This window comes from Acidimicrobiia bacterium, assembly GCA_036271555.1.
Lineage (GTDB): Bacteria > Actinomycetota > Acidimicrobiia > IMCC26256 > PALSA-610 > DATBAK01.
Window position 1 is genome coordinate 37466 of the sequence record DATBAK010000002.1, and the last position, 20948, is coordinate 58413.

Genomic DNA, 20948 nt, shown 5'->3' on the forward strand with positions numbered 1-20948 from the left:
CTCGGTGACGCCGACCATCCGGGCCCTGCGCGCCGACGACGTCGTGCCGCTCGCGGCCACGGAAGCACGCGCGTTCTTCGACGACCCGCTGCAGGAATGGGTGTTCCCCGACGCGTCGACGCGGCTCGACATCCTGCGCCGCATGTTCGAGATCACGATCCGCGAGATGTCGCTGCCGCTCGGCGAGTCGTACACCGACGACAGCCGGTCGGTCGCCGCGCTGTGGGCGCCGCCCGGGCGCTGGTTCGTGGTGCCCGAGCCCGGCTCCGACCTCGAGACGATGGGATCGATCGTCGGTGACCGCATGCAGTGGATGCGCGACTGCTGGGAGGCGATGTTCGGCGTGCATCCCGAGGAGCCGCACTTCTACCTGTCGGGCCTCGGCACCGACCCGCCGATGCAGGGTCGGGGCTACGGGTCGGCCGCGCTCGCGCCGGTGCTCGCGCGCTGCGACGCGGAAGGTATCCCCGCGTACCTCGAGAGCACGAAGGAGAAGAACGTGCGCTTCTACGAGCACCACGGCTTCGTGGTGACGCGCACGCTCGCGATCCCGCACGACGGTCCGAGACTCTGGGCGATGTGGAGAGATCCGCGACCGGTGGAGCGATCGCAACCGCCGAGCTGAACCGACGAGACCACGAAGCGCACGCGAGCGCGACCGTGTGATCAGCCGAGCTGAGGGAGCACTTCGCTCGCGAAGCGCTCGAGCCCGTCGTGGTCGAACGGCGCGCGCATCGCGAGGATGACCCAATCGGCACCCGCGTCCGCGTACGCGCCGACGCGGTCGACCATCTCCTGCACGCTGCCGGTCAGCACGCCCGGTTTCACGTACTCGGCGAGCTTCCCGAACTGGCGGCTCAGCTCCTCGTCGGTGAAGGCCATGCCGACGTTCGCGCCGCGCTCGATCGTCGACGGATCACGGCCGAGTCGCTCGCAGTGCGCGTCGAGCACTTCCGACTTGTGCGCCCACGCGTCGGGTGCCGTGAACGGCACGTTCCACCCGTCGGCGTACTGCGCGGCGAGGCGCAACGTGACCTTCTCGCCGCCGCCACCGACCCAGATCGGCAGGGGCGTCTGCAACGGCTTCGGTTCGCACTGCGCGTCGGTGAGCGTGAAGTGCTCGCCCGCGAAGTCGGTGCGCGTGTCGCGCAGCAGCCCGCGGATGCAGACGAGGCTCTCTTCGAGGATCTTCAGCCGCGCGCCGGCCGACGGGTACGGGATGCCGTACGCGTCGTACTCGAGCTGCGCCCAGCCCGCGCCCATGCCGAGCGTGACGCGCCCGCCCGACAGCTCGTCGAGCGTCGCCATCGCGTTCGCGAGCACGGCCGGGTGTCGATAGCCCGCGCAGTACACGAGGCTGCCGCAGCGCACGCGCTCGGTCGCGGCCGCGAGCGCGGCGTGACTCACGATCGCTTCGAGGCACGACGGATCGCCCGTGTTGTCGGCCGCGTAGAAGTGGTCCCAGATGCTGATCCAGTCGAAGCCGAGCTCCTCGATGCGCTTCCACATCGGTGTGAGCTCGCGCAGGCTCGTGTTCTGCAGACCGGTGTGCACCCCGAAGCGAACGGTCATGACGCGCTCGCGACCTCGGCCGCGATCAGACGGACGTGGTCGTGATCGGCGATGTCGAGCACCTGGAGGTACACGGTGTCGGCGCCGGCCTCGCCGTACGCGCCGATGCGGTCGACGATCTCGTTGGGCAACCCTCCGAGATTGTTCGCGCGCAGGCTCGCGGGGTCCTGTCCGATCGCCGACGCGCGCCGCGCGAACTCCGCCTCGTCGGCACCGCAGCACACCGTCTGCGCGACCGTCATGCGGAGCGTCGCGGGATCGCGTCCCGCGGCGTCGCATGCGGCGCGCACGCGCTGCACCGCGCTGCCGAACAGCTCGACCGGTGCGAACGGCAGGTTGAACTCGCTCGCGTACTGCGCCGCGAGTCGCGGCGTGCGCTTCTCGCCCCAGCCGCCGACGATCACGGGAATCGGGCTCTGCACCGGCTTCGGCAGCGCGGGGGAGTCCTTGATCGTGTAGTGCGCGCCTTCGTAGTCGAAGGTCTCGCCGGTGGGCGTCGACCAGAGCCCGGTGACGATCGCGAGCTGCTCCTCCAGCCGCGCGAAGCGCTCGCCGATCGGTGGGAACGGGATGCCGTACGCGGCGTGCTCGCCGTCGTGCCAACCGGTGCCGAGCCCGAGCTCGACGCGTCCGTCGCTCATCTCGTCGACCTGCGCAACCGAGATCGCGAGCGGTCCCGGGTTGCGGAACGTCACGGGTGTGACGAGCGTGCCGAGGCGGATGCGCGTCGTGTCACGCGCGAGTGCCGCGAGCGTGAGCCACGCGTCGGTCGGGCCGGGAAGTCCGTCGCCGTCGAACGCCATGTAGTGGTCGGAGCGGAAGAAGGCGTCGAAGCCGAGATCCTCGCTGAGCCGGGCGAGCGCCGCGAGATCCGAGTACCGCGCGCCCTGCTGGGGTTCGGTGAAGATGCGCAACCGCATGGGCGGGACGCTACCGCGCGCCTTCGGTGCGGCGGCCGGGCGCACGTACGAGCCCTAAGGTTCACGGATGCTTCGCGTCGACACGTGGCCCGAGTTGCGCACGCCGGTGATGGTGTTCGCGTTCACGGGATGGGTCGACGCCGGCTTCGCGGGCACGGGCGCGGTCGCCGCCCTCAGCGACGCGCTCGAATCGGCGCGCCGCTTCGGCGAGGTCGACCTCAGCGAGCTGCTCGACCTCCAGCAGACCCGGCCGACCGTGCGCATCGCCGAAGGTGGCGTGCGCGCGATCGACTGGCCGCGAGTGGAGCTCTGGGCCGGCACCGCGGGACGCGACGTCGTGCTCGTGCACGGACCCGAACCGTCGCTGCGGTGGGCGTCGTTCGCCGCCGAGATCGCCGACGCCGCGACGCGTTTGGGCGTCACGCTCGCGATGTCGCTCGGCGGCATGCCGGTGCTCGCGTCGCACCGCCGGCCGGTTGCGGTGCTCGCGACCGCGACGTCGCGGTCGTTCGCGCAGGAGCTCGGCGACCTGCGCCCCGACTACACCGGACCGACCGGGCTCAACACGGTCCTCCAGTACCAGCTCGGTCAGGCCGGCATCCCGACCTTCGGGCTCTGGGCGCAGGTGCCGCAGTACGTGTCGGGCTCGCCGTCGCCGCCCGCGACGCTGGCCCTGCTCGCGCGCGTCGCGCAGCTCGGGCAGGTCACGATCGACCTCACGGAGCTCGAAGCGCGCTGCACGGAGTACACGACGCGTGTCGAAGAGGGACTCTCGCAGCGGCAGGACGTGCTCGAGATGGTGAACCGGCTCGAGGCCGCGACGGGAACCGTGCCGTCGGGCGACGAGCTCGTGTCCGAGATCGAGCGCTTCCTCCGCTCGCAGCCCGACCAGGACGAGTAACCCGTGCACGAGACCGCCGACGATCTCCGCGCGCTCCAGTCGCTTCTCGACACGAGCCTCGCGGCCGGCGGCGAGCACTTGCGCTCGATCCTCACCACCGATCGTCAAGTACCGGCGGAGACCCTCGCGTCGCGACTCACGGGGATGACGCTGCTCAACCTCGCGACCGTGAGCCGCGACTGCCGCCCGTTCGTCGGTCCCGTCGACGGCGTCTTCTACCGCGGCGCATTCCACTTCGGTTCGTCACCGGATTCACTGCGCTTCCGCCACATCGCGACGCGCCCGCAGGTGAGCGCGACCCACTTGCCGCGCGAAGAGTTCGCGGTCACCGTGCACGGCACGGCAACCTCCGTCGACGTGCGCGCGCCCGAGCACGCGGGTTTCCGGGCGACGCTGCTCGAGGTGTACACGCCGCGCTACGGCGAGGAGTGGGAGCAGTTCCTCGACTCCGGCCCCGTCTACGCGCGCATCGACGCGCAGAAGATGTTCGTCCTCAGTATGGAGTAGCTACTCCGGACGCGAGTCCACCGTGCGCTGTTGAGGCAGGCGCACCCAGAGGCCCGCGTTCGTGTCGGGGTGACCGATCACGTCGAGCCGACCGCCGAGCGATCGCGCGAGCTCGTGCAGATGCATCTGGTCCGAGACCGACAGCGAGTCGGACCGGTCGGTGCACGGCACGATGATGACGACCTCGCCGTCGCGGCGTTGCACGTCGATGCGCACGTTCCACGATGCCGGTTGCAACCGGCTGGCGAGCGCGAGCACGTGCACGAGCAGCTCGTGCAAGCGCGGTGCATGGCTCGTGACGACGAACGTCGGTGGCGCGTCGACGACGACGCTGCGACCCGCGAGCGCGTCCTTCGCCGACGCGGCCGCGTCTTCGAACGCGCTGCGCATCGACAACGTGTCGTGCCACTCGCGCGGGTCGGTCGGTGCGACCGGCCGGTCGAGCAGCTCCGCGAGCACGTGCTCGAGATCGCGCACGAGCGAACGGGCCCGTCCGAGCAGCTCCGAGTCGGGCGGATCGACCTCGCCGACGAGCTGATAGAGCTGGCGCCGCTGGAGCGCACGCACGAGTTCGCCCAAGGGCTCTTCGAGCTCGTGGACGATGGCGTCGTTGCGGGCGTCGCGCGGGGTCAACAGCGGACGGGTCGTATCCCCGGCCGTCGCCGCCACGTCGCTCGTCTCCGTTGCGCCCACGCTCTTCCTTCCCGCACACGCTCTCCCGCCAATTCCCTGATCGGCCGGGTCGTCGGGCCACTTGAGCCAACCCGCCGACGCCCGCCCCGGGCGGTTGCGCATCGGGGGTCCCGGCCGGTGAGAATGGGCCCGTCCGCCCGTCCCGGAGGTGCCGTTGCGCGAGCCCGATCCCGTCATCGCCCAGCTCACGGGCCCCGAGGGCCCCTTCGAGATCGTCGTGGAGGACGTGCTGGGCGTCCCGACCCAGGTCTACAAGCAGCGGATGCGGGCGCTCGGGGAGCTGCTCGCGCAGAGCGCGGGCCGGGCCGACGTCACCTGGCTGGTCCAGGGCGACCGCCGGCTCACGTTCGGTGAGCACGACACCCTCGTGCGCCAGTCGGCTCGGGCGCTGCGCGCGCACGGCATCGCCCGCGGCGACCGGGTCGCGATCGTGTCGGCGAACTGCCCCGAGTGGGTCGTCATGTTCTGGGCCTGCGCGCTCGTCGGTGCGATCGCGGTGCCGCTCAACGCCTGGTGGAAGACCGAGGAGCTCGAGTTCGGTCTCTCCGACTCGGGCGCGCGCCTGCTCATTGCCGACGCGAAGCGTCTCGCGCTGATCGCACCCGCGCTCGACTCGCTGCCCGCGCTCGAGCACGTCTTCGTGGTCGGTGAGGGCGGCCCCGGCGCGCGGCCGTTCTCCGAGTTCGTCGCGGCCGGCGGTCCCGACGACGCCCGCGCGGTCGGCGGCGACGTCGACGAGGACGACATCTTCGCGATCCTCTACACGTCGGGCACGACCGGGCGTCCGAAGGGCGCGACGATCACGCACCGTCAGATCATCGCCAACCTCCAGAACATCATCGTGCTCGGCGTCGCACAGGCGATGCGCGGCACTCCGCCGCCCGAGGCGAACGCGAAGGTCCAGGCGGCGTCGCTCCTCGTCGTGCCGCTGTTCCACGTGACCGGGTGCCTGTCGACGATGACCGTCGGCTATGCAACCGGTGCCAAGCTCGTGCTCATGCCACCGGGTCGTTTCGATCCGGTCGCGGCGATGCAGGTGATCGAGCGCGAGAAGGTCACGGCGATCGGCGGCGTGCCCACGATCATGTGGCGGATCATCGAGGCGCCCGAGCGGTCGCAGTACGACCTGTCGTCGGTGCAGCGCGCGAGCTACGGCGGCGCGCCCGCCGCGCCCGAGCTCGTCGATCGCATCGCGGACGCGTTCCCGAACCTGCGCAAGACGCTCACGACCGCGTACGGACTCACCGAGACCGCGTCGGTCGCGACCGCGCACGGCGGCGACGACTACTTCGCGCATCCGGGTTCCGTCGGGCGCGCCGCGCCGACGGTCGAGCTCAAGATCGTCGACGACGACGGCAAGGAGCAGCCGCCGGACACCGCCGGCGAGATCTGGATCCACGGCCCGAACGTGATGGCGCACGGCTACTGGAACCGGCCCGACGCGAACGCGGCGGCGTTCACCGACGGTTGGTTCCACACCGGCGACATCGGCAAGCTCGATGACGACGGCTTCGTCTACATCGTCGACCGCGCGAAGGACATGATCATCCGCGCCGGCGAGAACATCGCGTGCGTCGAGATCGAGAACGTGCTCTTCGAGCACTCCGACGTCGTCGATGCGGCCGTCGTCGGCGTCGCGCACCCGGTGCTCGGCGAAGAGGTGAAGGCGGTCGTGCAGCTGCGCACGGGATCCGCGGTCACGCCCGACGAGCTGCGCGACTTCTGCCGGCAGCACCTCGCGAACTTCAAGGTGCCCGAGTACGTCGAGCTGCGCGACGAGCCGCTGCCGCGCAATCCCGCGGGCAAGGTGCTGAAGAACCTGCTGCGCGGCGGTGAGTCCGCGTTCGCGGCGGCCGCCGACGACTCCGCGCTGTAGCTCATGGTCGCGCTGTTCGACTTCCACCGCGTCTGGGGCTACGTCGCGATCGTGGCCAACGCGCTCGCAGGCATCTACGCGCTCGTCGCGTGGAAGAAGACGCGCGTGCGCGGGCGCTCGGTGTGGATCGCGACGATCGCGGCCGAGGGCGCGATCATGCTGCAGGTGTTCACGGGCGTGATCCTCGTGTCGAGCAAGCAGTACACCGCGCCGCGGTTCCACATGTTCTACGGCTTCGTCGCGTTCATCACCGTCGGACTCGCGTACTCGTACCGCTACGCGATGAAGGGGAAACTGGAGATGTGGTACGGCTTCGTGGGGCTGTTCCTCATGGGCGTCGGCATCCGCGCGGTGCTACAGGTGGTGCACTGATGGCGCCGGCGCGCCGGCGCGTGATGCTGCTCTTCGGCGGGCGCTCCGCCGAGCACGACGTCTCGTGCGTCACCGCGGTCGCCGTCGCGCGCGCGTTGGATCCGGAGCGCTACGAGGTCGTTCCGATCGCGATCACGACGGAAGGGGAGTGGCTCCTCGCCGGCGAAGCGCGCGCCGCACTCGAGAAGGGCACGCACGCGCTGCCGAGCGCGTTCGCGGTGGAGGGCGAGCCCGTGTTGCCGCCGAGCGTGCCGGCGCACCAGGAGATCGTGCCCGCGAGCGCGGCGGGCGACGACGGCGTCGACGGTCTCGCGCCCGACGTCGTGCTGCCGTTGTTGCACGGTCCGTACGGCGAGGACGGCACGGTGCAGGGACTGCTCGAGCTCGCGGGCCTCGCGTACGTCGGCTCGGGTGTCGTCGGCTCCGCGGTCGGCATGGACAAGGTGATGATGAAGCGCGCGTTCGCCGCGGCCGGGTTGCCGCAGGCACGCGCCCTCGCGCGGCGCGACGGCGTCGACCACGCAGCCGACCCCGGCGCGTTCGCGACGCGTGTCGTCGACGAGCTCGGTCTCCCCGCGTTCGTGAAGCCCGCGAACATGGGCTCGTCGGTCGCGGTCACGAAGGCGCACGACCGCGCCGAGCTCGACGCCGCGATCGCGCTCGCGTTCGATTACGACGAGTGGTGCATTGCCGAAGAGGCCGTGAGCGGGCGCGAGATCGAGGTCGGCGTGCTCGGCGACGACCCACCCGAGGCGTCGGTGCCCGGCGAGATCGTGCCCGGCGACGAGTTCTACTCGTACGCCGACAAGTACGAGAACGGCGACGCGCAGCTGCTCGTGCCCGCGCCGCTGTCGGCCGACGGGACGGCCGAGGTGCGCGGGCTCGCGGTGCGCGCGTTCGAGGCGTGCCGCTGCGAGGCGATGGCGCGCGTCGACTTCTTCTACGAGGACGGGCCCGGCGGCCGCGGCTTCCTCGTCAACGAGCTCAACACGATCCCGGGCTTCACGCCGATCTCGATGTACCCGAAGCTCTGGGACGCGTCGGGCGTGCCCTATCCCGAGCTGCTCGACCGCCTCATCGACCTCGCCATCGCGCGCCGCGATCGCCGCGCCCGCCGCGCCGGCCGCCAGCGCTGACGCCCGCCTGGCGGAACCTTCCTCCCGCGTACCTTGCGACATCGGAGAGCCCTGCAGGGCACTGCGTGTCGCACAATGCGGAGGCGTCGGTTCGTCGCTACAAGTTGACGACGGGGCAGGTCAGCGTGCGGGTGATGCCCTCGACGAGCTGGATCTGCGAGACGACCATCTTGCCCAGCTCGTCCATCGTGTCGGCCTGGGCCTTCACGATCACGTCGTAGGGCCCGGTCACGTCGTCGGCTTCGACGATGCCGCCGAGCCCGCGGATCTCATCCACCACGTTCGACGCCTTGCCGACCTCGGTCTGGATGAGGATGTACGCGCTGACGGCCATGCCGGCCTCCTCGGTGCGGGGGTCGCGAATCGTAACGGTCGATCGGCGCGACCGCTCGGGTAGGACGCGAGGTGGAGCGGCCCGCTTGGACCGATCCGGGAGGGTCGGGCCTACACTCACTTTCCCTCCCGAACGCCACAACGGACGGACACGGAAGTCGACGAGGACGGCCCTGATGAGCTCGACCAATCCTCCGACCCGGCACGCCGAGCTGCTCGACTGGGTCGAGCACTGGCGGGCGATCCTCGAACCGGATCGGGTCGAATGGTGCGACGGTTCCGACGAGGAATACGACCGGTTCTGCCGGCTGCTCGTCGACGGCGGCACACTCCAACCGCTGAACGACGCGCGGCGCCCGCACTCCTACATCGCGCGGAGCGACCCCGCCGACGTCGCGCGCGTCGAGGACCGCACGTTCATCTGCTCCGAGCGCGAGGTCGACGCGGGACCGACGAACAACTGGCGGGCTCCGGCCGAGATGCGCGAAGAGCTGGGCGCGCACTACAAGGGCGCGATGCACGGCCGCACGATGTACGTCGTGCCGTTCTCGATGGGCCCGCTGCGCTCACCGATCGCGCACATCGGCGTCGAGCTCACCGACTCCGCGTACGTCGCCGCGAACATGAAGATCATGACCCGCATGGGTCGCGAAGCGCTCGCAGTGCTCGGCGACGACGGCGAGTTCGTGCCCTGCGTCCACTCGGTCGGCGCGCCGCTCGAGAACGGCGCGGCCGATGTGGCGTGGCCGTGTAACCCCGACCACAAGTACATCGTGCACTACCCCGAGACGCGCGAGATCTGGTCGTACGGATCGGGCTACGGCGGCAACGCGTTGCTCGGCAAGAAGTGCTTCGCGCTGCGCATCGCGTCGACGATGGCGCGCGACGACGGCTGGCTCGCCGAGCACATGCTCATCCTCAAGCTCACGAACCCGACGGGTGAGACCCGCTACGTCGCCGGCGCGTTCCCGTCGGCGTGCGGCAAGACGAATCTCGCGATGCTCGTGCCGACGATCCCCGGTTGGAAGGCCGAGACGATCGGTGACGACATCTGCTGGATGAAGTACGCCGACGACGGTCGTCTGCACGCGATCAACCCCGAGTTCGGCATGTTCGGTGTCGCGCCGGGCACGAGCGAGAAGACGAACCCGAACGCGCTCGCCGCGCTCCGCAGCAACACGCTCTTCACGAACGTCGCGCTCACCGACGAGAACGACATCTGGTGGGAGGGCCTCACCGACGAGGCGCCCGCGCACCTCATCGACTGGCACGGCGACGACTGGGCCCCCGGCGCCGACCACGCGGCCGCGCACCCGAACAGCCGCTTCACCGCGCCGCTGTCGCAGGTGCCGTCGGTCGCGCCGGAGTGGGAGGATCCCGCGGGCGTGCCGATCTCCGCGATCCTCTTCGGCGGCCGACGCGCCAGCGTCGTGCCGCTCGTCACCGAGGCCTTCGACTGGGAGCACGGCGTGTTCCTCGGATCGATCATGGCGTCGGAGACGACGGCCGCCGCGGCCGGCGCGGTCGGCAACCTGCGCCGCGATCCGTTCGCGATGCTGCCGTTCTGCGGCTACCACATGGGCGACTACTTCGGACACTGGCTCGAGGTCGGCGCGCAGACGGAAGCCGCGAAGCTGCCCCGCTTCTTCTACGTGAACTGGTTCCGCAAGAATGCCGACGGCAAGTTCCTCTGGCCCGGCTTCGGCGAGAACAGCCGCGTGCTCGCATGGATCTTCGAGCGCGTCTCCGGTGGTGGCGACGCGATCGACACGCCGATCGGGCGGGTGCCGGCCGCGGGTGCGCTCGAGACCGACGGGCTCGACGTGACCGCCGACGCGCTCGCCGAGCTGCTCGACGTCGACATCGAGGCGTGGCGACTCGAGATCCCGCTCATCGAGGAGCACTTCGCGAAGTTCGGCGACCGGCTTCCCGATGCCTTGCACGAGCAGCTCGAGCAGCTCGAGAAGCGCCTGTCCGAGTAGGGAGCGCGTCCTGCACGACGACGACCTCCGTGCCTATCTCGCGCGCCTCGAGGTCGAGGTCGAGCCGCCGTCGGCGGACGCGTTGTTCCGTCTGCACCGCGCGCAGGTCGAGCGCGTGCCGTACGAGACCGTCTGGCTGCACCTCGGGGAACGCTGGACGATCGACCCGACCGAGTCGGTCACGCGCGTCGCGCGCCGCAACCGCGGCGGTTACTGCTTCCACGTGAACGGCGCGTTCAGCGAGTTGCTGCGCGCGCTGGGCTACGACGTCACGCGTCATGTAGGCGGCGTGCACGGAGACGACGGTCCGACCGAGGACTCGATGGCGAATCACCTCGTGCTCTCCGTCGCGGGGCTACCGAACGCCGACAATCCCGACGGCGCCTGGTACGTCGATGCCGGTCTCGGCGACGCGCTGCACGAGCCGCTACCGCTGCGCGCGGGCGAGTACCACCAGGGTCCGTTCACGTATCGACTCGCGGCGACGCCCGGTGAGATCGCCGACTGGCGCTTCACGCACGACGCGCGCGGCTCGTTCCGCGCGATGAGCTGGCGTGCGGCGCCCGCGGAGATCCCGGCGTTCGAAGCGCAGCACACGCGACTGTCGACCGCGCCCGACTCGCTGTTCGTGCAGTACCTGATCGTGCAGCGGCGCGACGCGACCGGCGTCGACATCATGGTCGGCCTCGGGCTCCGGCGCGTCGACGAGACGCAGAGCGCAGTGCGCGTGCTCACCGAACGGGCCGACTGGTTCGCCGCGCTGCACGACCAGTTCGGCCTGCGCTTCGACGGCATCGAGCCCGCCGCGCTCGATCGCCTGTGGAACGCGCAGCTCGCGGCGTACCGGAAGGCCGAGGCCGATCGGGCAGTCGCTCAGTAGGGTGACGCCGTGGGTGTCATCGGCTGGATCGTCGTCGGGTTCGTCGCCGGGGCATTGGCGCGTGGGCTGACGGGCACCGGCAGCCGCCTCGGCTGCCTCGGCACGATCCTCGTCGGCATCGTCGGCGGCCTGCTCGGTGGCGCGATCTTCAACGCGGCGGGCGACGACGGCATCGGACACTTCGGTCTGCGGTCGATGTTCGTCGCGTTCGTCGGCGCGTGCGTGCTCCTCATCGTGGTCGGCATGCTCACCGGTGACCGTCGCGGCGCGCGCCGTCGCCACCGCCGATGAACGGCTTCGATATTCGACAAGAGCGCGCGGGCGACGAGCCCGCGATCACCGCGATCCACGCGGCCGCGTTCCGCCGTCCCGATCAACCCGATGTCGAGCCGCCCGAGGCTCAGCTCGTCACGGATCTCCGCGCGGGTGACGCGTGGATCCCCGAGCTCTCCATCGTCGCGGTCGACGGTGACACCATCGTCGGTCACGTCGTCTGCACGCGCGCCACGATCGCGAGATCGATCCCCGTGCTCGGTCTCGGACCGATCGGTGTCGTGCCCGCGCGGCAGGGCCACGGCATCGGCATCGCGCTCGTGCGCGCGGCGCTCGCCACCGCCGACGCGCGCGGCGAGCGACTCGTCGCGCTGCTCGGCAGTCCTGCGTACTACTCGCGGTTCGGCTTCGGACCCGCGAGCGCGCACGGGATCGAACCGCCGCGCGAATGGTACGGCGAGGACTTCCAGGTCTTCCCGCTCACCGCGGCCACCGGCACCGAGCGCGGCAAGTTCGCCTACGCGAAGCCCTTCGACCAGGTCCCGTAGATCTCGGTGGTTCCCGCAGGAACGCCCGGGTCGCTCTGCGGCCCGGGCGACTCGCGCGCTGAGGCGTCAGGAGCGGCGAGCGCAGCGAGCGCGACCAGAAAGCTCAGACCTGGGCGGTGGGGAGTCCCATGTCGGGCTCGGCGCCGCTGCGGACCTTCATCGCGCGGCCGTCGGCGTCGAGGTCGAAGTTCACGCGCTGGCCCTGGCGCAGCATGCGGAACACGGAGCCTTCGAGCGCGCCCGCCGCGAGCACGTACTCGGAACGGTCGCGGTCGGACACGATCACGCCTTCGGACGTGAGCGGGTCGAACATCTTCACGACGCCCTGCATCGCCCGCTCCTCAGCGCGCCGCGGTCACGGCTTGACGACCTTGCCCGCCTTGATGCACGACGTGCACACGTGCAGCCGGCGCGGCGAGCCGTTCACGACCGCGCGCACCTTCTGGATGTTCGGGTTCCAGCGCCGCTTCGTGCGGCGGTGCGAGTGACTGAGCCGCATGCCGAAGTTCGGACGCTTCCCACACACTTCGCACACGGACGCCATGTCGACACACCCTCTGATTCCCGACGGAAAAGCCTGGGCACGATAGCAGCCGGGTAGTGTCGATCTCGTGCCCGGCCTGACGAGCCTCGGCCCGGCCGATCTGCGGCGGGTGGTGCTGCGCTTCCGCGACGCCCTCCGCGATCACCAGGAGGAGCTCAACCGCCTCAACGTCTATCCCGTGCCCGACGGCGACACCGGCACGAACATGGCGTTGACCCTCGAATCGGTCGCGCACGAGCTCGGCACCGCCGAGGCGATGGGGGAGGTGTGCACCGCGATGTCGCGCGGCTCGCTCATGGGCGCGCGCGGCAACTCGGGGGTGATCCTCTCGCAGATCCTGCGGGGCGTCGCCGACGTGTGTGCGCCGCTGGCCGCGCTCGGACCCGCAGACCTCGCGGTCGCGATTCGGCGCGCCGCCGACGCTGCGTACGAAGCCGTGCTGCGTCCGGTCGAGGGCACGATCCTCACGGTGGTGCGGGAGACGGCCGAGGCGATCGAGTCGGTCCCGAACCTCGACCTCGCGGCGCTGCTCGCGCACGCGGCCGAAGCCGCCGATCGCGCGGTCGCGCGCACGCCCGAGCTGTTGCCGGTGCTGCGCGACGCGGGTGTCGTCGACGCGGGCGGCAAGGGCTTCACCCTGTTGATCGCCGCGTTCCTCGAAGTCGTCGCGGGCCGCCCGATTCCCGAGCCCGCGACGGTGAGCACGCCGCCGTCGGTGGAGGCGCACCTGCGCGGCGACGACATCGCGGGACTGCGCTACGAGGTCATGTACCTGCTCGACGCCCACGACTCGACCATCCCCGCGTTCAAGGACACGTGGGGCGCGCTCGGCGACTCGATCGTCGTCGTCGGCGGATCGGGTCTGTGGAACTGCCACGTGCACACGAACGACGTCGGCGCCGCGATCGAAGCCGGCATCGATGCGGGCCGTCCGCATCAGATCCGCGTGACCGATCTCTTCGACCAGGTCGCGCACGGCGCGCACGATCACGCGGCGCACGAGCCGGAGTGGGTCGAGCAGGGCGGCGGTGTCGCGACCGTGGTCGCGGAGCCGGTCGAGACCGCGGTCGTCGCGGTCGCGGTGGGCGGCGGCGTCCGCCGCTTGCTGACGAGCCTCGGTGTGCAGGTCGTCGTCGCGGGCGGTCAGTCGATGAACCCGTCGACCGCGCAGATCCTCGAAGCGGTCGATTCGACGTCGGCCGACAATGTCATCGTGCTGCCGAACAACAAGAACATCGTTCCGGTCGCGCAGCAGGTCGACGCGTTGAGCGCGCGCAACGTCGAGGTCGTGCCGACGACGAGCATGGTCGAAGCGCTGAGCGCGCTCGTCGGCTACGACCCGCGCGCCGAGCTCGGCGCGAATGTCGCCGCGCTCACCGAAGCCGCGGCGCGCGTCCGCACCGGTGAGGTGACGCGAGCCGTACGCGACGCGGCCGCCGACTTCGGACCGGTGCACGAAGGCGACTGGATCGCGATCGACGGCTTCGGCATCTGCGCGTCGGCGAAGGATCCGGTCGGGGCGGTGACCGCGCTGCTCGAACGGCTGGTCGACGACGAGAGCGAGATCGTCACCGTGCTCGTCGGCGCGGAAGCGCAGGCGTCCGACACCGCGCGCATCCGCGAGCATCTCGCCGACGCGCATCCGGAAGTCGAGGCCGAGTTCCACGACGGCGGCCAGCCGCTGTACCCGTATCTCGTCGGCGTGGAGTAGCCGGGCGCGAATGGTCGAGCCGGCGAAGTCGCCGCTGACGCTGCGCGAGCTGCGCGCCCTTCCCGTCGCGCGCCTCGCGGGCGTCGGCAACGCGCTCGAGGAACGGCTCGCGATCATGGGCATCGAGTCGGTGCTCGACGTGCTCCAGCACTACCCACGTCGCTACATCGACCGCACGCACAAATCCGAGATCGCGGCGCTCGAGGTCGGCGAGGAAGCGACGGTGTTCGGCGAGGTGCTGCGCGCGCACGGTCGGCGCACGCGCAACGGACGCGCGCTCGTGGAGGTCGTCGTGAGCGACGGCACGTCGAACCTCACGTGCACGTTCTTCAACCAAGCGTGGCGCGAGCGCCAGATGAGCGCGGGTACCGAGGTTGCGCTGTTCGGCAAGGTCGACGTGTACCGCGGCAAACGGCAGATGACCAACCCGGTCGTCGACGTGGTCGGCCGGTCGGGCGAGACCAACAAGACGGGCCGGGTCGTGTCGATCTACCCCGCGTCGGGCAAGGCCGACATCGCGACGTGGCAGATGGCGAAGCTCGCCGAGAACGCGCTGCATCGCTCCGAGAACCGCGGGCTCGCCGATCCCGTGCCGCGCGCTGCGCGCGACGACCTCGACCTCGTGCCGCGCGACGATGCGTACCGGAACATCCACCTGCCCGACAATCTCGGAGTCGTCGGTGCGGCACGTCGCCGGCTCATCTTCGACGAGTTCCTGCGCATGCAGGTCGGCCTGGTCGCACGCAAGCGCGCGGTCGAGGCCGAGCAGTCGGGCATCGAGCACGTCGTCGACGGGCCGCTCGTCTCCGCGTTCCACGCGCGCCTGCCGTTCGAGCTGACCCACGATCAGCGCGCCGCGATCAGCGAGATCGAACGCGACCTCGCGAGCGCGGCGCCGATGCATCGCTTGCTGCAGGGCGACGTCGGCTCCGGCAAGACCGTCATCGCGCTGAGCGCGCTGCTCGTCGCGGTGCAGGGTGGCTACCAGGGCGCGTTCATGGCGCCGACCGAAGTGCTCGCCGAGCAACACCATCTCTCCGCGACGGCGATGCTCGCCGACCTCACCGTGCCGAGCGAGGGCGGTCTCTTCGCCGAGCGCCCGGTGCGCGTCGAGTTGCTGACGAACCGCACGACGGCTGCGGAGCGCCGCAAGCTCGTCGCGGGCCTCGAGCGGGGCGAGGTCGACATCCTCGTCGGGACCCACGCGCTGCTCTACGGCGACGCGCCGTTCTCGCGGCTCGGCGTCGTCGTCATCGACGAGCAGCACCGCTTCGGAGTCGAGCAACGTGCGCTGCTCACCGGCCGCTCCGGCGGTGACGGCGACGACTCCGGACCGCAGCCCGACGTGCTCGTGATGACGGCGACGCCGATCCCGCGCACCGCGGCGATGCTCATCTACGGCGACCTCGACAAGTCGGAGCTGCGCGAGATGCCGCCCGGGCGCACGCCGATCACGACGAGTGTCGTCGGCCCGAACCCGCTCGATCGCGAAGCGGCCTACGTGACGTTGCGTTCGGAGATCGCGGCCGGCCGGCAGGCGTACGTCGTGTGCCCGCTCGTCGAGGGCAGCGCCAAGATCGAGGCCAAGGCCGCGACCGAGGAGCTCGAACGGCTCGAGCACGAGGACCTCGCGGGCCTCCGCCTCGCGCTGCTCACGGGCCAGATGCCCGCGCGCGACAAGGAGAGCGTCATGCACGCGTTCCGGAGCGGCGACATCGACGTGCTCGTCGCGACGACCGTGATCGAGGTCGGTGTCGACGTGCCGAACGCGAGCGTGATGATCGTCGAGGACGCGGACCGCTTCGGTCTGTCGCAGCTGCATCAGCTGCGCGGTCGCGTCGGCCGCGGTGGTGGGGAGTCGTGGTGCTTCCTCTTCGCGGATCCGACGACGACCGACTCGGAAGAGCGCATGGCCGCGATGGCCGCGTCGACCGACGGCTTCCTCCTCGCCGAGCGCGACCTCGAGATCCGCGGGTCGGGCGAGGTGTTCGGCGACCGGCAGTCGGGGTTCTCCGATCTCAAGCTCGGTCGTATTCCGCGCGACGAGGAGCTCGTGCTGCTCGCGCGCGGATTCGCGGAGCGCCTGCTCGACGAGGATCCCGACCTCACGCGCGCCGCGCAGCTTCGCGAGGAGGTCGAGGACCTTCTCGGCGACTCCGTCGACTTCCTCTTCAAGAGCTGATTCTTCTCGCTGCGCTCGCCGCTCCTGACGCCTCAGCCGCCGACCGAGGGCGCGCGGCTCGCTTCGCTCGCGCGCGGCCGCGGGCACGTGCGTGCGCGAACATCGGCGCATGGCTCAGCACTTGCGCGTCATCGCGGGCTCCGCGGGCGGACGCCGTTTGTTCGCACCGCGCGGCGAGACGATCCGCCCGACGACCGGTCGCGTGAAGGAAGCGGTGTTCTCCGCGCTGACGGCGCGTGACCGGTTGCTCGGCGCGCACGTCCTCGACCTGTACGCGGGGACCGGCGCGCTCGCGATCGAGGCGCTCTCGCGCAACGCGTCGCGCGCGGTGCTCGTCGAACGCGAACCGACCGCGATCGACGCGCTCCGTCGCAACCTGTCGGTCACGGGGACCGCGCCGGTCGCGTCGATCGTGACGACCGACGTCGCCGCGTTCCTCGGCGCGCCACCACCCGCGGACGCGCCCTTCGATCTCGTGCTCTGCGATCCGCCGTACGACCTCGCCGCCGACGCGCTCGACAAGGTGCTGGCGCCGCTGGCGCGCCGCGACTGGACGAACGAGGACGCGTTGATCGTGCTCGAGCGGGCGGCCGGCAGCGACGAGCCGCGCGTCGAGGGCATGCGGATCGACTGGGAGCGCAAGTTCGGGGATACGCTCGTGTTCTTCCTGTCCGCGTGACGACTTGGTGGAGTCGTCCGACCTGCGTCACGGAGTCGCATCGTGTCGACCGCTCTCTGTCCGGGTTCGTTCGATCCGGTCACCCTGGGCCACATCGACATCATCGAGCGATCGGCGGGGCACTTCGAGCAAGTGATCGTCGCGGTGATCCGCAACCCGCAGAAGACGCAGTCGCTCTTCACACTCCAAGAGCGTCAGGAGATGCTCGCCGAGTGCACCGCGCACCTGCCGAACATCAGCATCGCGTTCTTCAAAGGTCTGCTCGTCGACTTCGCGCGCGAGCACGGCGCCGACGCGATCGTGAAGGGCCTGCGCGCGGTCACGGACTTCGATTACGAGATCCAGATGGCGCAGATGAACCAGCGCCTGTCGGGGATCGACACCTTCTTCCTCTCCACGAGCCCGAACTATTCGTTCCTCTCTTCCAGCCTCGTCCGCGAGGTCGCGCGCTATGGCGGTGACGTGACCAGCATGGTCCCGCCCGTCGTCGCCAAGCGCCTTGCGGATCGCTTCCACGGGGAGGCTTCATGATCGACAACGACGCGCGCACCGAGGACACGGAGGGCTCGTTGCTCAAGATGCGCGAGCTGCTGGAGAGCTCGGGCACGGTTCCGTTCTCGTCGTCGCCGCGCGTCAACCGCGACGACTTGCTCACGCTCATCGACGACGCGCTCGAAGGATTGCCCGAGGAGCTCAAGCAAGCGCGCTGGTTGCTGAAGGAGCGCAACGAGTTCCTCGCGCGTGCCGAGCGCGAGGCGCAGCAGATCATCGAGTCCGCGCGCGTGCAGGCGGAACGGATGGTCGAGCGCGACGAGGTCGTGCGCGCGGCGCGCCGACATGCGGACGCGCTCATCGAGGACGCGGAGGCGCGTTCGCGCGCGCTGCAGCACGAGGCCGAGGACTACGTCGACCAGCGGCTCGCGGCGTTCGAGGTCGTGCTCGACCGCACCATGGCGACGGTCCGGCGCGGACGCGAGCAGTTGCAGGTCCACACCGGCACTCCCGCGCTCGAGGAGACCGAGATCCTCGCCGACGACGAGCCCGGCTTCTTCGACCAGGACGTGTAGCGGCCTTCGGCCGCTCCATTCCGTCTCGCTCGCTCCTGCGCCCGCTCCATTCCGTCTCGCTCGCTCCTGCGCCCGCTCCCCTCCGGGTCGCGGACTTGTTCGCTCGCTGGCGAGCGTGGGAGTGCGGTGATCGGAGTCCTCTATTTGTTGTCGATCTCGTCGGGCGGGACGATCGTCGACAGGGTGGATCGACAGCTCACGGCGAGCGACTGCATCGCGGCGGCGTTCCGCGCGAATGCAGGGCCGTTCGGCGAGTTCGCCTCGGCGACCGAGGTGTGGTCGGTGACGCCGTCCGACAGGCACGTCGCCGCCGCGGGCGCCACGCCCTCCTGCACGGCCGCGCCGATCAGGCTCGTGCGGAACACGAGCAGCTGATACGCGCCGAGGCTGCGGTTCGTCACGGTCTTCGCCGCGCTCCCGGGATCGCACGACCGCAACGAGAGCGTGTTGTCGGAGTTCGCCGTCACGCGGGCCATGCCGTGCGGCAACGCCGCGATCCACTGGCGCAGCGCGCCGAGCATCTGCGTGTTGTCGCGCTTCGTCTCGCCGCGGTAGTGCACCTCGAGACACGTCTGCGAACCCTCACGCGCGATCGCGTACGAGTCGGCGCCCCAACCCAACGCCGCGTGCATCGCGACGTGCGGGTCGATGCGCTCCGACAGCATGAGGTACCACATCAGCACCCCGAACTCCTTGCCGCTGTCGAGCTTCTTCGCGCCCTTCGGAAGCTTCGGCGCGGAGATCGCGCCGGGCTCGTCGTTGTCGAGATAGCTGAGCGGATCGATCACCTGCTCTTCGTCGATCGGCGGGTTCTTGAACGCGGCGTCGACCTTGGCCTGGCCGCCGACCTTGCGCAGCAGGTCGACGTACACCGGGCCGAAGTCGTAGGCCCACTCCTGGAGCAGCCCGAGCACCTGCGGCACACCCTTCAGGTCCGCGCCGGAGGCCGCAGTGTCCTGCGAACGCTCGTACGCGCGCCGGTCGCTCGGGGAGAGCTTCGCGATGTAGTCGTTCTCGACCGCTTCCGCGTCGCCCTCGATGAGCGCCTCGGTGGCGTCGGTGTCGTGCTTGTCGCCGATCTTCTCGACCTTGTCGAGGTCGTAGTGCTGATCGTCGAGCGTGTGCGTCAGCTCGTGCGCGAGCGTCACCTTCTGCGCGACGTCGATCGCGCCCTCGGGCACCACGACCTGCTTCTTCTCGAAGTCGTAGAACGCCTCGGTGGTCTCGCCCGTGAGCTGGTTCAGCTTCTTGAAGAGGTCGACGTTCCCTTGGACCATGCCCATCGCGCGCAGCGCCTCGAGCGTCGCCTGGATCTCGCGCTTGTCCTTCGCGCTGAGCTTCTGGTCGCCGAGCAGCCGCTTCTTGAACGCGGCGGGGGAGAGGAACAGCACCTGCACCGGGTGGAGGTAGTGGAGGTCGCGCTGCTTCTGGTCGAACTGCACGAGGCTGCTGACGCGCGGGTCCCAGTTCGTCGGGAACGTCGTGGTCGGGGCGCCGGCCTTGTCCTTCGAGCCGACCATGGTGAGCCCGACGACGGCGGCGGCGACGATCGCGGCGGTCACCACCAGTGCGATGGCGACCGTCTTCGGCGAGTTGCCGGTGCGGGGTGGGCGCGGTGCCTTGCCCCGCGCGTCGAGCGCGCCCGGACCGAGCGGCGGGGCCATCCCCGGCGGGGGGGTACCGAGGACGGGTTCGGCCGCCGCGCCCGAGTAGGACGCGCCGCACTTCACGCACATCGGCCGCCAGTCGTCGTTCTCGGTGCCGCAGGCCGCGCAGCGCTTCATGGCCTCTCCTGCTCGCGCGTCGGATCCGATGCCTCTGGAGCCTCATCGGCAGCGTCGACCCGACGGTAAGCCCCGGTTCCACCCCGGCCCCGGATGCCCGGATCGCCCCGCCGAGCCGCCCGTCCGCCACCATCGGTGCAGGCCGGTGGCCTGCTACGATGCGCGTTCTGCCGCTCGGCATCGGCTTCGCCGCATCGCCGCGGCCCCTCCGCCTGCCGCGCCGCGGCGACCCTCCTGAATGATTAGTCCACTGATGACCGTTTCTTCCGGTTTGCGAATCATGGTCACCGACCTTCTGCGCCGGCCCGGAGCGAAACGGGCCGTGCATCTCGAGGGCGCGGTGCCGGATCTCGGCGCGGGCACGGTCGTGGTCGGGCCCGACGACTTGGTGCGCATCGACGCCGTGCTCGAGCGGATCCCGGAGGGGATCGTCGTCCGCGGCGAGGTCGACGTCGCCTGGACGGCCGAGTGCAACCGCTGCCTCGGCCCGATGCGGGGCGAGCTCGCGATCGGTATCGACGAGCTGTTCGAGACCGACCCGATCGACGGCGAGACCTATCGCCTCGACGGCGACAGCATCGACCTCGAGCAGATCGTGCGCGACCACGTCGTGCTCGAGCTGCCGACCGCCCCCCGCTGCCGCGACGACTGTCGCGGCCTGTGCCCCACCTGCGGCGCCGACCGGAACGACGTCGACTGCGGCTGCGTCGAAGAAGTCGGCGATCCCCGTTGGGCGGCCCTCGGGTCGCTCGAGCTGTGAGCCGGGCCTCCCACCCGTTCGTCCTCGATCTGCAAGGAGCCTCCGTTGGCCGTCCCGAAGCGCAAGACCAGCCGGTCCCGGACGCGGTCCCGGCGTTCGGCGAACTACGCCATCACGCCGGCCGCCCACTCGCTCTGTCCGAACTGCGGCGCGTCGCGGCTGCCTCACACCGTCTGCGTGAACTGCGGCTGGTACCGCGGACGGCAGGTCGTGGAGGTCGAGTAACCG

Annotated in this window: 24 protein-coding genes; 17 read left to right on the forward strand and 7 right to left on the reverse strand. The window is 70.5% G+C overall.

Translation table 11 applies throughout. The features are described 5' to 3' along the window. The first annotated feature begins 4 nt into the window (after nt 1-4). Nucleotides 5-625 carry a GNAT family N-acetyltransferase gene (locus tag VH914_01000; GenBank protein ID HEX4489756.1) on the forward strand — a complete coding sequence of 207 codons (621 nt, stop codon included), beginning with the start codon at nt 5-7 and terminating at the stop codon, nt 623-625. Between the two features lie 41 nt (nt 626-666). Here the strand turns inward: VH914_01000 and VH914_01005 are convergent, their stop codons facing one another. After that, nucleotides 667-1572 (reverse strand): TIGR03560 family F420-dependent LLM class oxidoreductase, encoded by a 906-nt coding sequence (locus VH914_01005; GenBank protein HEX4489757.1) that lies wholly within the window; start codon nt 1570-1572, stop codon nt 667-669. Continuing rightward, on the reverse strand, nt 1569-2492 hold the full coding sequence (locus VH914_01010) for an LLM class F420-dependent oxidoreductase (GenBank protein HEX4489758.1): 924 nt from the start codon (nt 2490-2492) through the stop codon (nt 1569-1571). Before VH914_01010 ends, VH914_01005 begins: the two co-directional genes overlap by 4 nt. Nucleotides 2493-2559: 67 nt before the next feature. Between VH914_01010 and VH914_01015 the strand changes: the two genes are divergently transcribed. Next, the gene (locus tag VH914_01015; GenBank protein HEX4489759.1) at nt 2560-3393 is read left to right on the forward strand and encodes a PAC2 family protein; all 834 of its coding nucleotides are present in this window, start codon (nt 2560-2562) and stop codon (nt 3391-3393) included. Between the two features lie 3 nt (nt 3394-3396). Continuing rightward, entirely contained in the window at nt 3397-3900 is a 504-nt protein-coding gene (locus VH914_01020) for a pyridoxamine 5'-phosphate oxidase family protein (GenBank protein HEX4489760.1), read from the forward strand. On the opposite strand, the gene VH914_01025 is transcribed toward VH914_01020, so the two are convergent. Continuing rightward, nucleotides 3901-4593, reverse strand: a complete 693-nt coding sequence (locus VH914_01025; GenBank protein HEX4489761.1) for a hypothetical protein — start codon at nt 4591-4593, stop codon at nt 3901-3903. It lies immediately after the preceding gene. 148 nt (nt 4594-4741) lie between these two features. Between VH914_01025 and VH914_01030 the strand changes: the two genes are divergently transcribed. From VH914_01030 to VH914_01040, 3 genes are read left to right on the forward strand one after another with little or no spacing between them, the layout of a single operon-like run. Beyond that, entirely contained in the window at nt 4742-6469 is a 1728-nt protein-coding gene (locus VH914_01030; protein HEX4489762.1) for a class I adenylate-forming enzyme family protein, read from the forward strand. 3 nt (nt 6470-6472) lie between these two features. After that, the gene (locus VH914_01035; protein ID HEX4489763.1) at nt 6473-6841 is read left to right on the forward strand and encodes a hypothetical protein; all 369 of its coding nucleotides are present in this window, start codon (nt 6473-6475) and stop codon (nt 6839-6841) included. Continuing rightward, nucleotides 6841-7977, forward strand: coding sequence for a D-alanine--D-alanine ligase family protein (locus tag VH914_01040; GenBank protein HEX4489764.1), 1137 nt, complete (start codon nt 6841-6843; stop codon nt 7975-7977). Before VH914_01035 ends, VH914_01040 begins: the two co-directional genes overlap by 1 nt. Before the next feature lie 97 nt (nt 7978-8074). On the opposite strand, the gene VH914_01045 is transcribed toward VH914_01040, so the two are convergent. Then, the gene (locus tag VH914_01045; GenBank protein ID HEX4489765.1) at nt 8075-8311 is read right to left on the reverse strand and encodes an Lrp/AsnC ligand binding domain-containing protein; all 237 of its coding nucleotides are present in this window, start codon (nt 8309-8311) and stop codon (nt 8075-8077) included. 175 nt (nt 8312-8486) lie between these two features. Between VH914_01045 and VH914_01050 the strand changes: the two genes are divergently transcribed. Genes VH914_01050 through VH914_01065 form a run of 4 tightly spaced genes read left to right on the forward strand, consistent with a single transcriptional unit; the run spans nt 8487 to nt 11993 of the window. Next, on the forward strand, nt 8487-10292 hold the full coding sequence (locus VH914_01050) for a phosphoenolpyruvate carboxykinase (GTP) (protein HEX4489766.1): 1806 nt from the start codon (nt 8487-8489) through the stop codon (nt 10290-10292). Further along, on the forward strand, nt 10243-11172 hold the full coding sequence (locus VH914_01055; protein HEX4489767.1) for an arylamine N-acetyltransferase: 930 nt from the start codon (nt 10243-10245) through the stop codon (nt 11170-11172). The genes VH914_01050 and VH914_01055 overlap by 50 nt, the downstream gene beginning before the upstream one ends. 9 nt (nt 11173-11181) lie before the next feature. Then, nucleotides 11182-11463 (forward strand): GlsB/YeaQ/YmgE family stress response membrane protein, encoded by a 282-nt coding sequence (locus tag VH914_01060; protein ID HEX4489768.1) that lies wholly within the window; start codon nt 11182-11184, stop codon nt 11461-11463. Next, a complete protein-coding gene (locus VH914_01065; GenBank protein HEX4489769.1) occupies nt 11460-11993 on the forward strand; it encodes an N-acetyltransferase in 534 nt (177 codons plus the stop codon). The genes VH914_01060 and VH914_01065 overlap by 4 nt, the downstream gene beginning before the upstream one ends. Nucleotides 11994-12096: 103 nt before the next feature. Here the strand turns inward: VH914_01065 and VH914_01070 are convergent, their stop codons facing one another. Continuing rightward, the gene (locus tag VH914_01070) at nt 12097-12324 is read right to left on the reverse strand and encodes a cold-shock protein (GenBank protein HEX4489770.1); all 228 of its coding nucleotides are present in this window, start codon (nt 12322-12324) and stop codon (nt 12097-12099) included. A gap of 24 nt (nt 12325-12348) precedes the next feature. Then, entirely contained in the window at nt 12349-12537 is a 189-nt protein-coding gene (gene rpmB, locus VH914_01075; protein HEX4489771.1) for a 50S ribosomal protein L28, read from the reverse strand. A gap of 67 nt (nt 12538-12604) precedes the next feature. Here rpmB and VH914_01080 point away from each other — a divergent pair, with 67 nt between their 5' ends. From VH914_01080 to VH914_01100, 5 genes are all read left to right on the forward strand, one after another. Further along, nucleotides 12605-14248 carry a DAK2 domain-containing protein gene (locus VH914_01080; GenBank protein ID HEX4489772.1) on the forward strand — a complete coding sequence of 548 codons (1644 nt, stop codon included), beginning with the start codon at nt 12605-12607 and terminating at the stop codon, nt 14246-14248. Between the two features lie 10 nt (nt 14249-14258). Continuing rightward, the gene (gene recG / locus VH914_01085) at nt 14259-16430 is read left to right on the forward strand and encodes an ATP-dependent DNA helicase RecG (protein ID HEX4489773.1); all 2172 of its coding nucleotides are present in this window, start codon (nt 14259-14261) and stop codon (nt 16428-16430) included. Nucleotides 16431-16539: 109 nt separating this feature from the next. Further along, entirely contained in the window at nt 16540-17109 is a 570-nt protein-coding gene (gene rsmD / locus VH914_01090) for a 16S rRNA (guanine(966)-N(2))-methyltransferase RsmD (GenBank protein ID HEX4489774.1), read from the forward strand. Between the two features lie 42 nt (nt 17110-17151). After that, the gene (gene coaD, locus VH914_01095; protein HEX4489775.1) at nt 17152-17640 is read left to right on the forward strand and encodes a pantetheine-phosphate adenylyltransferase; all 489 of its coding nucleotides are present in this window, start codon (nt 17152-17154) and stop codon (nt 17638-17640) included. Then, nucleotides 17637-18176: an ATP synthase F0 subunit B gene (locus VH914_01100; protein ID HEX4489776.1), complete on the forward strand. Its 540-nt coding sequence runs from the start codon at nt 17637-17639 to the stop codon at nt 18174-18176. The genes coaD and VH914_01100 overlap by 4 nt, the downstream gene beginning before the upstream one ends. A 140-nt stretch (nt 18177-18316) precedes the next feature. Here the strand turns inward: VH914_01100 and VH914_01105 are convergent, their stop codons facing one another. Next, entirely contained in the window at nt 18317-19960 is a 1644-nt protein-coding gene (locus VH914_01105; GenBank protein ID HEX4489777.1) for a hypothetical protein, read from the reverse strand. 280 nt (nt 19961-20240) lie between these two features. On the opposite strand from VH914_01105, the gene VH914_01110 reads away from it, so the two are divergent. After that, the gene (locus VH914_01110; protein HEX4489778.1) at nt 20241-20720 is read left to right on the forward strand and encodes a DUF177 domain-containing protein; all 480 of its coding nucleotides are present in this window, start codon (nt 20241-20243) and stop codon (nt 20718-20720) included. Between the two features lie 45 nt (nt 20721-20765). Continuing rightward, nucleotides 20766-20945, forward strand: coding sequence for a 50S ribosomal protein L32 (gene rpmF, locus VH914_01115; protein HEX4489779.1), 180 nt, complete (start codon nt 20766-20768; stop codon nt 20943-20945). Nucleotides 20946-20948 lie beyond the last annotated feature (3 nt).